The organism is Streptomyces sp. NPDC034043 (assembly GCF_055575675.1).
Genome location: NZ_JBVISF010000006.1, coordinates 95,825 through 110,663 on the forward strand (window position 1 = coordinate 95,825; position 14,839 = coordinate 110,663).

A 14,839-nucleotide genomic window follows, 5' to 3' on the forward strand; every position below is an offset into this window, starting at 1 on the left:
GGTCCTCGAGGAACCCCAGCCGCCCCCGGGTGACGCCCGGGGCGCAGCGTCGTTGAACGATGCAATCCCGATCCGGACCCGGAATGTCATGGCTGACCCCTGGGACGGTCGGGACAGGTGCGTGGTGCCGATGGTCCCTCCGGGCCGGGTTCACCCGTCGGGGCAGGACTCCGCCGTGTGCTGAAGCGTAACGAGCAGGCCGGACCGCTGCGTACTGCTGAGGCGTCGCCTCCTGCGGACATGGACGAACAGGAGAATCCGTGGTCGAGGTGATGGCGATGACCCCCGTCAGGGAGGACGGCAGACTGGGAAGCGCCGAGGCTCATCCCGCCTTCGCCGACCCTGTGTACGTGCGCCGTCGTGATGCCATTGTCGCCAGCGCCGCAGGACATCGGGTGGGCGCGCCGTCGCCCATCGTCGAGTACACGGCTGCCGAACACGGGGTCTGGAGGCGGGTGCACGCAGCTCTGGCGGGCGCACGCGAGGGGCGCGTGTGCCGTGTGGTGGAAGCGGCTTGCCGGCAGGCGCCGATTCCCTCGGATCGTGTGCCGCAGCATGCCGAAGTCGGAGACCGGCTGCGTGAGCTGTCGGGGTTCACCTTCACACTGGCCGGAGGCATCGTGCCCAACAAGCGGTTCCTGGGCGCGATGGCCGACGGCTACTTCCACGCCGTGCAGTACATGCGGCACCCGGCTGTGCCTCTGTACGCGCCGGAGCCCGACATCATCCACGACGTCTTCGGGCACGGCATCCATCTGAGCAGCCCCTGGTTCGCCGACCTGTACCGCACCGTCGGTAGGGCGGCGCGCCGCGTGGACAGCGACGACGCCCTCGATCTGATCAGCCGCGTGTACTGGTACAGCCTCGAATACGGCGTCGCCCGCGAGAACGGCACGGTCAAGGCCTACGGAGCGGCGTTGTTGTCCTCCTACGGAGAGCTGCACCGCTTCCACCGGGCCCGCGTCCGCCGATGGAACATCCTCGACCTCGTCCGCCAGCCCTACCAGGTCACCGGCTACCAGCCCCTCCTGTTTGCGGTGGACTGCCTGGACCACCTCGCCGAGGAACTGCACGCCTTCCTCGACGACTTCGACGAAACCGCCCGCGAACGACACGGCCTTCCGCCCCTGAGCCAGCGGGGCTCCATGGGCCGCCGCCCTGCCAGACCCTGAACCGCCCGCCGGCCGTCATCGCCGCCCATGTCCAACGGCGCCCGACGCCGGAACCCATCAGCATGTGCTCTCGTTCAAGACTTACGTGGCCGGTCACCCGTTCCGCGATGCAGGCACGGCGCCGCGAGGAAAGTCCGTCGGTGATGTTCGCCGCCAGGCGGAGCAGCACGGGCAGCACGAAGGAGTCACAAGTCAGCGTCCGGTCGGTCCGGTGGCACCACGCCTGGCGGAAGACCGGCCAGGACGGGGCCGTTGCCGCGGCCCCACGTCACGGCCGAAGCCGAGCAAAGCCCTGTTCACCGTCCCAAAGAGATGCCCCGGACTGCCCTGGCCCACATCGCCTTCGCCGACCCCGGCCACCTCAACCGCCGGCTACGACACGGCCTCCGACCGACCCGATACTGCAGCCACCTCACCAACGGATGCCTCACCGGACCGGACGCAGAGCCACAACGCACTGCCATGGAAGCGGCACGTCGCAGCCGGGAAAAACAAGTGCCGACCCCGGCCCAGGGTGCAGCAGAATCACCCCATGGCAGACATGGAGGCGTTCCGGAACGCGGTAATGGACTGGGCGGCGGGCGGCCCCGGCGGGCCTGCCGGGAAGCTGGCCGCGGAACTGGGCGTCGCGGCGGTGGTGCTGGTCGAGGGACCCAGCGACCTGGCCGCCGTCGAGACCCTGGCGGCACGCCTGAACCGGGACCTGGCCGCCGAGGGCGTCTGCGTCATCTCCATGGGCGGAGCGATGAACGTCGGCCGTTACGTCCGGCTCCTGGGCCCACCCGGGCTGGGACTGCGCCTCACCGGGCTGTGCGACGAACAGGAACAGCCGTTCTACGACCGCGCCCTCCACCAGGCCGGCGCCGCCGGCCACGAGGTATTCGTCTGCGTGAAGGACCTCGAGGAAGAGCTCATCCGCGCGCTGGGCATGCCCGGGGTGGAAGAGATCATCGAGGCCGAGGGCGACCTCGTCCCGTGGCAGACCTTCATCCGCCAGCCCGCGCAACGGGACCGCGACCCGCACCACCGGATGCGGCGCTTCCTCGGCACCAAGAAGGGCCGGAAGATCCGCTACGGCCACCTCCTCACCCAGGCCCTCGACCTCGACCTCCTCCCCGCGCCCCTCGACGCCCTGTTCACCACCCTGCGCGACGCCGAAGGCGCCGACCACGGGAAGCGTTGACGCGGCGCGGTCATGGACGGGCTGCGAGCGCGCCACCAGCAACGACGGCCGCAGATCACCGGCAGTCCCCGCCACGCTCATACAGGCCCGGTTGCTCCCACCACCTGACAGACAGTCTCGGCGACCAGCCCGAGCCGGAGCAGAACACAACCAGCTCGGCACCCGCCCCCTGCAACAAGAACGGCCGCCCGGCACCATCAACCGCCTACCCGGCACAGGTCAGTGCTCGGGGTCGGGTCCGTCGGGAGGGGCGGGGTTTCCGAGGGCGAGGCACCATGGACAGCCGTGGGCGTCGCTCGTGTCGCGTGCTTGCCGGGGCAGGGGCAGGGGGAAGCCCGCCCGGTATTCGTCGCGGAGTGGACGGATCGATCCCGTTACCGGCGGGGACGGAGTGGCTGCTGTCGCTGCGCCCGCTTCAGCGAGGCGACGTGTCACCCGCATCAGTGCCGCTCGTACTGTGCTCGCCATCCGTGCTGTCGCCAGCCGGATGCGGCGGCCGGCGGCCCGCCACGGGCCGCCGTCGGGCAGGTCACCAAAGGGGGTGTGCTCGCGTCCCTTCACGAATTGGATTGCTCCTTGCGTGAAAAAAGAATAGACGGATGATACTTTTTTTACTTTAGGCACTTCTCACCATTTCGCCAACACTTAGTACGGAGGTGCGTCGAACGTGAATTACACGGGCGGCCGCCATTCAAGACCGACGCTTTGGGGAGCTAACAATGTACGGATTGCCGGGGTTTTTGCGTCGCCGAGTTGTGCGGATTGCCGGGGTTTCCTAGGGATCCGTGATATCGGCCATGTTTGCGTGCACGACCTGCCGGAATGAGAATTTCGTGGCATTCCGGCCGAGAGCAGCGGTGCACCGCTACAGCGCGATAGCGGCGCTCGGTCACGGATGGAAGGGCGGCACCCACGGCTCGTGGACGCCCTCGAGCGGCTCCGCAGGCATGCAGGCGGATGCGCCGGGAGGCTTGTCCAGTGGTGCCGCGGCTTGTCGGCGGGCCAGTTGGAGGTCGTCAACATGGCAGGACAGGACGTGCTCGAAGCGTCGCTGGCGCCTCAGTTCGACGGTGTCCACGTGCCACAGCCGGCCGGTCCCTGATGAGGTCAAAGCGGTGTAACTGGCGCCCAGGGCGGCGGAGATCAGCACGATCCACGGGAGGAGGTGTGCCACAGCTGGTCCTTTCGAAGGCAGATGCTCGAGGCGGCGCACACGATCAGCCCCCTCGATTGCCTGGCATAACGCAGTGGCATATGCAGGGTTGTGCCCGCCCCTCGGATTGCAGCCATGCGCAGCAATCCGCCCACGTTGGCCTATCAGCCTTTTTACTGATGATTAATCGACGTTCAGCACCCGCGTCGGGGATCGACGTGCTGCTGTGGGATGTGGGGCCGCTTGGCGCCGGGGAAGCCCCATGGGGCGATGGAAATATGAAGAGTCGGCGACGTATAGGGATGAAACCGACCATCTAGGGGGACGCCCGCGGACAGGCGCGCGTGGCAGCAGTACGGCGAGAACCTGCGTCGGCCGGCGCTCACCGTCTCACTGAGCTGCGGATTTGCGGTACGGGAGGACGTAACTGGTGAGTTCTTGTCGCGTTTGCAGAAACGACAAGGGAAGGGGTCAACCCCTTCTTCATCCGCCACCCTCACCTGAATGGCGCATACCCAGACCAACATCGACAGCGTTTATGGAATATGACAACAGCAAAGCCCCGCATCTTCTTCCGCAGCCCTCCAGAAGAAGCCGGACGGGGAGATGACGTCCGAACCGGGCCCGCCCGGATCGGAAAGTGGACTTTCACTCCCGGATCAGCTGACGACGGCGAGGTCAGGAACGCAACGCTGGAGGACGAGGGCCTCGAAATCGACCTGCGTTACTCGGCATCGGTCCTCGAGGACTTCCTCCATGCGATGAGAACGATCCAAGACGAATTCGACCGGAGGTCGGGGGGCACCCCGCCGTCGGGGACGGCCGTCAGCGAGCACTCGGGCGGCAGCTCCCGTGTATGAGCCGTACGGATACCCGGACCTGCACGGCTCCCACCCCCCGCCGGACACCACCCTGTTCTGGCGCCAGCCGGACCCGGGGGAACCACCCGGCGGTCCCGGTGAGGAGAACCGGCCGTGGGATCCGGGGGAAGAGCTCGCGATCCTGCTCCAGGAAGGCGCCGCACCCGGCCCGCCGGAGCCCTTCACCCGCGTCGGCTACGACGACAACGGTGAACCGGTCAGCGCCATCGGCCTCGTCGCGGGACTGAAGCAGACCCCTGCCGAGCAGCCGCCCAGACGAGCCGGCAGTGCGCACCGCCGGAACGCGTCGCGGACGGCGGCGGCAACCCTGCTGCAGACCGGCAGTCTCTTCACCGCCGTGCTGGTCGCCGTCATCGCGGCCGTGGTGAGCATCCTCAGTGGCCTGGTCATCTGCGACGCCCTGCGCCACAGCGCTGAACTCGACACGGCCAGCGAAGTCGTGAGCTGGTGGCCCCTGCTGATCTACGGACCTTGGATGGCCGCCTCCCTGTCCATCCTCAGGTCCGCGCTGCACCAGCGCCGCGCGCTTCACTCCTGGTCGATCGTGCTGCTGTTCTCCACGCTGGCGACGCTCCTCTGTGTGGCCCAGGCACCCAGAACGCTCGCCGCCGGGACGTCGTGCGCGCTTCCCGCGGTCGCGACGCTGGCCTGCTTCCAGCAGCTGGTCCGCCAGATCACGCTCACGCGGCCGCCCCGCCAGGCCGCTCCACGGCACCGGACCCGGTCCCCTTCCGTCGCGCTCCGGGTGGGACGGACGGCCGCGGCCCGGCGCGGCCCGGAGGGTGCCCGGCCCGGCTACTCCGTGGCAGACAGAGGGGCGGATCGTTCTCCGTCCGGCGGTCACAGATTCGGGTACGGCGCATGACGGCCGCACGCGGGCGGCGGTGCCCTTCGCGCAGGGCGGGGCTGCGGATCCACGCTTGGGCACGGGCAACCGTGTCGTGCAGGCGGCACGGGGGCAGCCGCGGCGTTCTTCAGTTGTCTGCTCGGCACGAGTCAGTGAGCTCCCGCCGGAGGGCCGGGCCCTCAAATCCGTACCGTCGGCGGACGCCGGCCGGCCGACAATCCACGTTCCGACGAGATGAGGTGCTGACGCTGATGCTGACTACAGGGGGGACGCGGCGGGGCTCCCGCGCCCGTCTGAGGGCGCCCACGGCGCTGTCGGACCATGACGTCGGAAGGCCGAACGTCCCGGGCGGGGCGACCGCGAAGAGCGGAGGCGGTGACAGCCGCTGACTTCTTGGACAACCCGGTCCTTCCCACTCGTTCAAAGGGGTGCTCGCTTTCACCTTTGAAACGAAGATCGAAAGCGATGGTCACGGGCCGTGCGCAGACTCTGCCGGACAGTTTGTCCAGGCCGGGACCCGTTCAACGGCTGTGGCCCGTGTCGTCCTCGGACCCCAGGCATCCGGCTGCCGCGGCCCTCGTGGGTCACGCCCGTTCGGCACGGCGGTCCCCGTTCGGCAACTGCGGCGGGGGTGCCCGTTGCCCGCCAAGTGAGCGGCGCCGCCCAGGGAACCGGTGTGTCCCGGGGCGACGTCCCGGCGCGGGGGCCGCACCCCGATGGCCCGAGCGGAGCGAAACCACGACGCGCTCCCGCCCTTACTCCAACCGCCCACGCCTACGACGAAAGGCACGAAGCATCGTGTGCGAAATGACCTACGCCGAGCGGATCCAGTACAAGCGGCGTCAGGACGCCGCCTACCAGGCCGGCGAAGACGCCGTCGCCAACCTCCAGGCGGCGCTCGCTCTCGCCGGGATGACCCTCCCGTCCCTGTACAACGACGGACCGGTGGCCGGCCACGGATTCGTCCGGCTCGGAGGATGCAACGCAGCTGTCGCCAACCGGCTCGCCGAAGTCATCACCGCGGGTGCCGACGCTCTGCAGTGTCAGCGGTGAGGAGGCGGACGGCCGCTTGAACCGGGGGACCTGGCGGCACCTGCGCGCAGAGTGCCGCCACGACACTCTTCCCCGCAGTGAGCGTTCATGGGCGGCGAGCTCTTCGACGGTCCACGCCGGCCCAGGTTCGGGCGCCGATACGGGCTGGACACCGCGCCGGCACCGCGCAGCGCCGCAGCCCGAGCCGCCACACCGTCGGGTGACGTGACTCAGCCAGGCGAGTGACCGGGGCCACCGCCGGCCGCTACCGGGCGGACCGGTGTTCCAGGATCGGTGCGCCGCCGTCCCCGGCGGACTGTATGCCGACCGTGTCAGTGCCGTGCGATCGGTTCGACCACGGCTGTTCGAGGAGTCCCGTCCCATGCGTTCACGAGTCATCGCCCTCATGGCCGCCGTCGCGGCCACTGCGGCGCTCGCGCAGCCCGCCCATGCCGCCCCGCTCATCGACGGGGTCTACCGGTTCGCAGCGCTCGCGGACGGCAAGTGCCTGGTCTGGCCCAAGCTGCACGGACCTGTCGGCACGGTGTCACTGGGCGACTGCACGGACAGCACCTACACCTCGCCGAACTGGCAGGTACAACAACAGCCCAACGGAACGATGACCGTCTCCGTGCCGAACTCGGCCCCCCGCGGCTGCCTGAGGTTGACGGACGACCACAAGGTGGGGATCAGCGACAAGTGCGACAGGTACGCCGAGTGGACCGTCTTCTACGGTTCCGCCGGGCCCGGCAGCACGGTGTGGGCCGACATCGAGCACACCCCCGGCGACCGGTCCCCCTCATGGGGAAGGCTCGTCGACGATCCCGGCGTGGTCGCCCGGCTCGTGGTGAGGCCGGCCCCCATCGAACCGCACCACTGGGCCTTGCAGCCGGCCGGCTAGGACCTGCCCGCCTCGCAGGCGGAGCGGGCGCGGAAGCGGAAACCACACCCCACTGTGCGCCCCCGCCGCCGAGGTAGGCGGTGGGGGGCAGTAGCCACGCCCGCCAGCAGCTCGGCAAACTGCTCCGGGCGGCTGAAGTGGCCGACGTGCCCGCCGGCCGCCGCCATCGCGGGCGCGTACGGCTGGCCGTCCAGGGTTAGGTCCGCCATCGCTTCCCATACGGCGCAGCGGCGGACGTAGGCTGGCCGCAGCCCGGCGCGCATCCCGAAAGGCAACTCCCGCTCCCGCATCTCCACGCCCTGCCGCCAGCCGCGATCGCGCCCGCCCCGGCCTGGCTCTTGCGAACACCGGGCAGCGGCCACACCGCCGGCCAGGCCCTCCGCCGCCTGTGTCCGCTCCGGCGCACACGCCGAAGGGATAGGTACCTACACCGCGGGACACCTGAGCATCGGTGAGCTCCTGCTGCTGACGCCGGCCACGACCCTGCTGGCGTTCCTCGGGCACCCTCTGCAGCTCGCTCTGGTACGCGTCCGGGAGGGCGGCTGGCCTTCGCGGCACGCGGCCGACCTGTCGCGGCGGCGGCAGGGGTCGCCGCGCCCGGCTGGCCTCCGGTGAAGAGCTGCCGAACGGTCAGCTCACCGAGGCCCAGGTCCAGGCGGCCGGGGAGGCCGGCACACCGATGCGGCGCCTGTTCCCACCAGCGGCCGTACTTCGGCCCACCGCACTCGGCAATGTGCCGGCGGCCACCGAGATCAGCGCGGGCGAGCCCTACGGCCTCGACGCGGTCGTCGCCTGGCCTCATCTGTAGCCGCTCCTCCCCCTGGACACCAGGCGTATGGCATACAGGTTCACAGCCCGTGCGGTGGTTGCCGAGGTCGACGTTGCCGGCGAGATGCAGGCTGGTGGCGGAGGAGGACGAAGGCTTCTTCCTGCTGTTCACCAGCGCTATCGGTGAGCCGTCCGCACAGGACATCTCGCTCGGCTCGACACCCATCGCGTAGTGTCCCCGGACCGATGCACCCCCAGACGCTACGAGGATTGCTTTCCTCGGGGGCAATGCGGGGCCCGCTGCCTCGTTTACTGACCCATCGGTGCAAGTGGCCGACGCACTTCCAACGGCCCCAACAGCCGACACGGTCTGGGCCTGTCCGTTGGACGTGCAGTACGCAGGGTGCTGCGTACCGGGTCGATATCCTGTGTCGGCGTCGGCGGCATGATGCGAAGCTTCCGACCATGACCACCTCACCTGAGCTCAGTGACCTGGACTATCTCCGGGAGATCGAGCGCCTCGCCAACCGCGTCAGTGTGGAGGCGTCCAACGAAGGATGGCTCTCGTTCCAGGCAGACCCGGAAGGGGCGACACCGCTCCAGCGCAGGGTGAACGAGCTTGCGCGGGCGCTGCGTCATTACCACTTCGACGGTGACGGCTGCCTGGACGAGGACCGACCTCTGGTCCGCCTCGTCGGGGCCTCGGTGTTGAAGCCCAGGGCGATGCCGGCTGGGGTGGAGGAGGCGTACGAGGAGGTGTGCGCCCGGATCGGTGTCGACCCCAGGCCGGAGGGGTGGGCACTGTGGAACACCTGGAGCAACGGGGACGTGCAGGTGACCATGGTGGTGTCCGCGGTAGAGACGACCGAGGGGCTGCTCGAGAACTGGGCGCGCGGGAGGGCACTCGACCCGGTGTCACCGCTGCCCTCCCAGATCGCCCTCGTCCGCCAGGGATGGATAGGACCGGTGACGTTCTCACCTCGTGGCGTCGGGCGGACTGGTCTTGGCGGTCGGCCACTGTCCTAGGCCCTGGCTCTGGTCCTCGTCCGAGCCGTGTCCACATGAGAATCGCGAAGAGGTCCGGTGCGGCCTGGTAGGCGAGGGCTCGAGCAACCGCGCGGGCACCCCGGTCACCGCGGACACGGTACTGCACCGGCCCGTCAGAACTCCGCCGGTGCGGCCCGCGCTCCGGGGTAGCGGGCGAGCGCGCGGGCCATCTCGGTGCCGGAGCGCAGGCGCGGTGCGGGCACGGGCATCAGGTGGCCGGCCTCGACAGTGAGAGTTCGGGCGGCGAGGGCCTGGGCGAGCCGTGTTTGGCTGGGGTGACGTAGTGGGCGGCCGCGCTGGTGGCTCCCCGGGTTCCCATGGCGGGCTTGCCAGGGGGGCAGGCGTGGACTGCCGGGGAGGCTGGTCCAGTGGCGCAGGCCTGCGGAAACGCTGAGGGAACCGACAGACGCAGGGACCGAGTGACCGAACGGCAGACCCTGCGGTGCACGGCGCCCAGGCGCTGGGAGGTGTCGGGGCCCGGCCTAGAAGGCATTGCGGCGGCGGAGACGGAAGGGGCGGCCGTCCGGGTCCACCAGCGCGTGGTGGAGGGGCGTGGCGAGGACGCGCATCGGGAGCGAGAGGTCTGGTGGGCGGTAGCGGCGAAGGCGGCCCGGCGGGCGGGGGCCCCGGCGGCCGCCCGCATGCCAGTCGTCGAGAGCGGCGGCCGACGAGGCGAAGGCCTCGAAGGCGGTCTCCGCGTCGCACAGCGCGTCGTCCGCGGTCGGACTGTCCGCGGGATCGAGGTCGAGGTGTTCCCGGGAGAGTTCCAGGCGCAGCTCGCGGGCGAACCGTCGGGCCCCGTCGCCCAGGCCGCCCGGGTCGCGAGGCGGGCGGCCGTCCTCCCTGTCGTCGAGTACCACGCAGCTGAGCTCCGAATCGTGCGTCCAGGAGCGGAGGTTGATGTTGTCCGACCCGATCGACGCCCAGACGTCGTCGAGGACGCACACCTTGGCGTGTACGTAGACGGGTGTCCCCGCGTGGTTCTCCAGCCCGTAGACCGCGACCCGCGGGCCGCCTGCCGCGCGCAGGGCGTTCAGGGCGGTGATGCGTCCGATGAGGTTCATGGGCAGGCTCAGCCGGCCGTCCTGTTCGGGCACGGACGGGATCACGGCGATCAGCCGCAGCCGGGGGTTGTCGCGCAGGGCCCGCGCGAAGGAGTCGATCACCCGGGGGGACCACAGGTACTGGTCCTCCAGGTAGATCAGGGAACGGACCCGCCGCAGGGCCTTGAGGTAGCCCCGGGCGATGCTCCGCTCGCCGTCCGGGGCGAACGCGTAGCCGCGCAGCAGCCGGTTCGGGTACGTACGCAGGACCTGGACGGTGTGCGGTCCGCAGGGGGCCGGGTCGGGCAGCTGCGGGGGAAGGCTGTCGGCGTGCGTGTCCTCGTGGTGCCAGAGCTCCCGCAGGCGGGTGAGCGGGCTGCGGGAGAGCGGGGCGGGGTCCTCCCAGCGCTCGCGGAAGACGGCCTCCACGTCGCCGACGACCGGGCCGCGCAGGGCCAGCTGCAAGTCGTGCCAGGGCGGGTGCGGTCCGTAGGCCTTGGCCATCGGGATGGACTGGGGGTCACCGCCGTGAGCGGCATCGTCGTTGCGGTTGTGGCACAGGTCGATGCCGCCGATGTACGCGATGTCGTCTGCGGGGCGGCCGGGGTGGCGGAGTACCAGCATCTTCTGGTGGTGCGAGCCGCCGGGGCGGACCCGCATGTCGAGGAGGCACTCGCCGCCGGCGGCCTCGATCTCCTCGCCGAGGTGCCTGTTCTCGCGCTCGCTGAACTGCAGTCGGTCGAGGTGGGAACGCCAGACCAGCCCTTTGACGATCACTCCGCGTTCGGCGGCGCGGCCGAGGACCGTCCCGATCTCCGTGCCGCGGCGGTCCTCGTCGGACCTGGCACCGCGGGGCCGGTCGTGCGGGGCGAGGCGTTCGCCGGGGTCGCCCCGCCAGTCGGTGAACAGCAGCAGGTCCCCCGCCCGCTGGGCGTCGATCCGTTCGAGCAGCTCCGCGAAGTATGCGGCGCCGTGCACCACCGGGCGGGCCTCGTTCCCCACCGACCAGGCGTTTCCGTCGGGGCGGCGATGGTCGAGGCGGGTGGCGGGGTTGCCCCGCTCACCCGGTGTCAGCAGCCAGTCACTTCGCTCCATGGAAACCATCCCTCCTCCGAGGCGCCTACCCGCCGCCTCTGTGATCATCCGTGGACGCCGGGAGGGCTCCGCGGGTGCGGAGCCGCTCGTCGGCCCCCTGCCCTACGGGATCGGGGGACGCCTGTCACGGCGAAGGGCGTGGGCCGAGGAGCCCTGGGCCGCGAAGATCGCGTGTGCTGCGGCAGGGACGGCCTCCGGCTCCTTCAGCAAGCCGCAGTGCTCAACCCAACGCCCCGAAGCCGGGACGGACGCCCGGCCGTGGGCGTGCCCTCGTAGCCGGAGGAGACGGCGAGGGAGGTGGCCTGCCGTCAACGTACGCAGCGCCGCCAACGCGCGCGAGACCGTCACCGGGTAGTTGAGCGCCAGGCTGCCGGGCACCACCAGCGCTCGTGACGTCGTCACAGTCGGCCGACGGCTACCCCCATGGTGTCGCCGGCGCCGACGGTGATGGGGGTCACCGCGCTGGTCTCGGTGTTGATCGCGAACACCGTTCCCTGGGGCGTCAAGTGGCCGTAGGAGCCGACCACGTAGGCGCTCTTCCCGTCGGGGGTGAGGGCCACTTCCGCGGGGAGGAAGTACCTGCCCGACCCGGTGCTCGGCGGGATGTCGCCGATGGGGACGGTCTTGGTGATCTTGTCGGTGTTCAGGTTGATCACGGACACCTTGCCCTGCCTGATCTTGGTGTTGACGCCGACCACGTAAGCGCGGTTGCCGTTGGGGCTGATCGCCAGCCCGCCCGTGCCGGCATCGGGGATGGTGCGGACGATCTTCCGCTTCGTGAGGTTGACCACCGAGAGGGCGCCGCTGTCCCCGGTCACGTAGAGGCGCTTGCCGTCGGGGGTGACCGCCATGCCGTTGGCCGGTTCGTTGAGGCGCATGGTGGCGATGACCTGGTTGTCGACGGTGTTGATCACGGACAGGCCGCCCTTGCTGTCGGACACGTAGAGGCGCTTGCCCTTGGGATTGATCACCACCTGATCGGGCCTGTTGACCTTGATGCTGGCGGAGGCCTCGTTGGTGGCGGTGTCGATCACCGACACCTTGTCCCCGTGGAAGGGATTCTGGACGGCCACGTAGGCGTGCTTGCCGTCGGGGGCGATCGCTTCTCCGTAGAGGATGTCGGGAGAGAGCTCGCTCTTGTCGTAGGGGATGTTCGTGACGCTCTTCTTGGCGATGTTGACCGCCGACACGTACTTGAAGGCGTTGGTCACGTAGAGACGGGCGCCGTCAGGGGTGACCACCACCTTCTCGGGGCCGCCGCCGACCGCGGTGGTACCGATCTCCAGGACGCGGTTGCTCCTCGTGTCGATCACGTACACGTGGCCGTCGAGGCTGGTGACGTAGGCATAGACCTGCCGGTGCGGCTTCGGCGGGTGCGGGGCGGCTGTGACCGGCGCCGGTGCCAGCAGCGCCAGCCCTGCCGCGATGGCCACCGCTGCGATGGTCCGCCGTAAAACGGATCGCTGAACGTACACGTGGACCTCCGGATGGTCGTGATGATCTCTCGTGCACCCGGTGTACCGCCGTGACTGACCGGCCGTCAGCGGATCTGTACGTCAGTCACCCGGAGGAGTGCCGGCCCGAGCAGCACGCGACGGGGGACGCACCGGTGCCTCGGCCATCACCTTGATCACACTCACCGCCCCTCCCCCAAGCGGACAGCGACGGTCAGGTGGGAAGGAGCTCAGCGACGAGAGCGGCGAATTCCTCGGGGTCGAGGACGCGGATTCCCAGCTCCTCGGCCTTGGTGCGCTTGGAGCCGGCCTTCTCGCCCGCCACCAGGAGGGTGGTGCGCTTGGACACCGACGACGACGCCTTTCCGCCGGCCCGTTCGATCAGCTCGTTCATCTCGTTCCGGGACAACGCCGCGAGGAGGCCGGTCATGGAGCCGGTCACCACGACCGCCTGCCCGGCCAGCGGACCGCCCACCGGGCTCTGGGCGTCGTTCGCCCCGGGCGCGGGCTCGTGCTGCGGTTCGGTGACCTGCGTGCCGACCCGCTGGGCCTGGAGCTTGTCGAGGAGCGGGGCGAGTTCGGCGAGTTCGGCCGCGATGACGCGGGCCTTCTCCGTGCCGATGCCGTCCACTCCGGCCAGCGTGTCCGCGTCGGCGGCCCGGATCGCTGCCATCGAGCCGAAGTGCGCGGCGATCCGGCGGGACATCGTGCGCCCGGTTCCGCGGACTCCGAGGGCGCAGAACACGCGGCTCAGTGCGGCCCCGCGGGCGGTCTCGATCGCGGCCAGGAGGTTGGTGGCGCTGGTCTCGCCCGTCCGCTCCAGGCCGAGGAGCTGCTCACGGTTCAGCGTGAAGAGGTCGGCGATGTCCTTGACCAGGCCGGCCTCCACCAGCTGGACCGCCCGCGTGCCGCCGAGACCTTCGATGTCGAGCTGGTCGCGTCCGGCCGCGTAGATCACCGAGGCCACGGCCTGGCAGCTCCTGCCGCGCACGCACCGCCACCTCTGCTCGGAGGTGTCGACCGCGTCGCCGCAGCGGGGGCACGCCTCGGGGAAGACGATCGGGCTCTCGGCACCGGTGCGCTGGTCGGCCAGAGGGGCCTCGACCCGGGGGATCACGTCCCCGGCCCGGTACACGAACACCTGGTCACCGATCATGAGCCCGCGGCGGGTGATGTCGGACGGGTTGTGGAGCGTGGCGTAGGTGACCGTCACCCCGTCGATGACCACGGGTTCCAGAACGGCACGCGGGGCGATGATCCCGGTCCGGCCGACGTTCCACTCCACCGCCAGCAGACGCGTCACCTTGTGCTCGGCCGCCAGTTTCCTGGCCACCGCCCATCTGGGGGCGCGCGAGCCGTTGCCCGCCTGCCGCTGGTCCTCGGCCGCGTCGGCCTTGACGACGACACCGTCGATCCCGAACGGCAGCTCTGCGCGCAGGCCGGCGATCATGTCGATACGTTCCTGCACCTGCTGCACGGTCTCGCAGCGCATCGGGGCGGCGACCGTGCTGGCGGCCGTGTTCGCCCCGAACGCGGCAAGTGTCTCGAGCAGGGCGAGGTGGCCGAGGTCGCCCAGGCCGATCGCGCTGTAGGCGAAGAAGGTCAGCTCGATCCGGTAGGGGCGGTCCTTGGCCCGCAGGGTGCCGGCCGCTCCGCTGCGCGGGTGCGCGAAGGGCGTGGCCTCGTGGGCGAGCCGGGTCCGGTTGGCCTCCGCGAACTGGGCGGTCGTCAGCAGGACCTCACCGCGCAGTTCGACGTCGACCGGTTCGGTGAGCACGGGCGGCAGACCGAGGACCGCGTCGGCGGCGTGGGTGATGTCCTCGCCGGCCAGTCCGTCACCGCGCGTGAGGACCTGGACGAGCCGGCCGCCCCGGTAACGGGCGGCCACGGCGAGGCCGTCGAGCTTGGGCTCCACGCACCACCCGGCCACCGGGTGCCCGAGACGCCGTTCCAGTCCGGCGGCCCATTCGGCGAGCTCGTCGGCGTCGAAGACGTTGTCGAGGGAGAGCATCGGCACCGAGTGCGGCACGTCCCCCTGCACGGCCCCGCCCGCCACCTTGCCGGTTGGCGACTCGGCGAGCACCTCGTCCGGGTGGGCCTCCTCGTAGGCCGCGATGGCGCGCAGGAGGCCGTCGTACTCGTCGTCGCCGAGCGGGGTGGTCCCGTCGCCGTAGTACGCGGCCGACGCCGCCACGGCGGTGGTGACGGCCTCCGTGTAGGCGGCAGGGGAGAGCAGGGCACTGTTTTCGGTCATGGAGGTCAT

Annotated in this window: 11 protein-coding genes; 7 read left to right on the plus strand and 4 right to left on the minus strand. The window is 70.3% G+C overall.

The window, feature by feature from the left end:
• Nucleotides 1-260: 260 nt before the first annotated feature.
• Nucleotides 261-1,172: a phenylalanine 4-monooxygenase gene (locus tag ACZ51S_RS16740; RefSeq protein ID WP_468474497.1), complete on the plus strand. Its 912-nt coding sequence runs from the start codon at nt 261-263 to the stop codon at nt 1,170-1,172.
• Nucleotides 1,173-1,704: 532 nt separating this feature from the next.
• Complete coding sequence (locus tag ACZ51S_RS16745) at nt 1,705-2,355, plus strand: TOPRIM nucleotidyl transferase/hydrolase domain-containing protein (RefSeq protein ID WP_468474498.1); 651 nt, start codon at nt 1,705-1,707, stop codon at nt 2,353-2,355.
• Between the two features lie 889 nt (nt 2,356-3,244).
• On the opposite strand, the gene ACZ51S_RS16750 is transcribed toward ACZ51S_RS16745, so the two are convergent.
• Nucleotides 3,245-3,529 (minus strand): hypothetical protein, encoded by a 285-nt coding sequence (locus ACZ51S_RS16750; RefSeq protein WP_468474499.1) that lies wholly within the window; start codon nt 3,527-3,529, stop codon nt 3,245-3,247.
• Between the two features lie 831 nt (nt 3,530-4,360).
• Between ACZ51S_RS16750 and ACZ51S_RS16755 the strand changes: the two genes are divergently transcribed.
• The 5 genes from ACZ51S_RS16755 (at nt 4,361) to ACZ51S_RS16775 (ending at nt 8,963) form a co-directional block, all read left to right on the plus strand.
• The gene (locus ACZ51S_RS16755) at nt 4,361-5,254 is read left to right on the plus strand and encodes a hypothetical protein (RefSeq protein WP_468474500.1); all 894 of its coding nucleotides are present in this window, start codon (nt 4,361-4,363) and stop codon (nt 5,252-5,254) included.
• Nucleotides 5,255-6,043: 789 nt separating this feature from the next.
• Nucleotides 6,044-6,289, plus strand: a complete 246-nt coding sequence (locus tag ACZ51S_RS16760; protein WP_468474501.1) for a hypothetical protein — start codon at nt 6,044-6,046, stop codon at nt 6,287-6,289.
• A gap of 361 nt (nt 6,290-6,650) precedes the next feature.
• Nucleotides 6,651-7,169 (plus strand): hypothetical protein, encoded by a 519-nt coding sequence (locus ACZ51S_RS16765; protein ID WP_468803238.1) that lies wholly within the window; start codon nt 6,651-6,653, stop codon nt 7,167-7,169.
• 679 nt (nt 7,170-7,848) lie between these two features.
• The gene (locus tag ACZ51S_RS16770) at nt 7,849-7,977 is read left to right on the plus strand and encodes a hypothetical protein (RefSeq protein WP_468961240.1); all 129 of its coding nucleotides are present in this window, start codon (nt 7,849-7,851) and stop codon (nt 7,975-7,977) included.
• A 425-nt stretch (nt 7,978-8,402) separates the two neighbouring features.
• The gene (locus ACZ51S_RS16775; protein WP_468961242.1) at nt 8,403-8,963 is read left to right on the plus strand and encodes a hypothetical protein; all 561 of its coding nucleotides are present in this window, start codon (nt 8,403-8,405) and stop codon (nt 8,961-8,963) included.
• A 503-nt stretch (nt 8,964-9,466) separates the two neighbouring features.
• On the opposite strand, the gene ACZ51S_RS16780 is transcribed toward ACZ51S_RS16775, so the two are convergent.
• The 3 genes from ACZ51S_RS16780 to ligA all read right to left on the minus strand — a co-directional run bounded on the left by ACZ51S_RS16780 (nt 9,467) and on the right by ligA (nt 14,839).
• The gene (locus ACZ51S_RS16780) at nt 9,467-11,122 is read right to left on the minus strand and encodes a phospholipase D family protein (protein WP_468474505.1); all 1,656 of its coding nucleotides are present in this window, start codon (nt 11,120-11,122) and stop codon (nt 9,467-9,469) included.
• Nucleotides 11,123-11,520: 398 nt separating this feature from the next.
• On the minus strand, nt 11,521-12,555 hold the full coding sequence (locus ACZ51S_RS16785; RefSeq protein WP_468803241.1) for a YncE family protein: 1,035 nt from the start codon (nt 12,553-12,555) through the stop codon (nt 11,521-11,523).
• A gap of 235 nt (nt 12,556-12,790) precedes the next feature.
• Nucleotides 12,791-14,839, minus strand: a complete 2,049-nt coding sequence (gene ligA / locus ACZ51S_RS16790) for an NAD-dependent DNA ligase LigA (protein ID WP_468961441.1) — start codon at nt 14,837-14,839, stop codon at nt 12,791-12,793.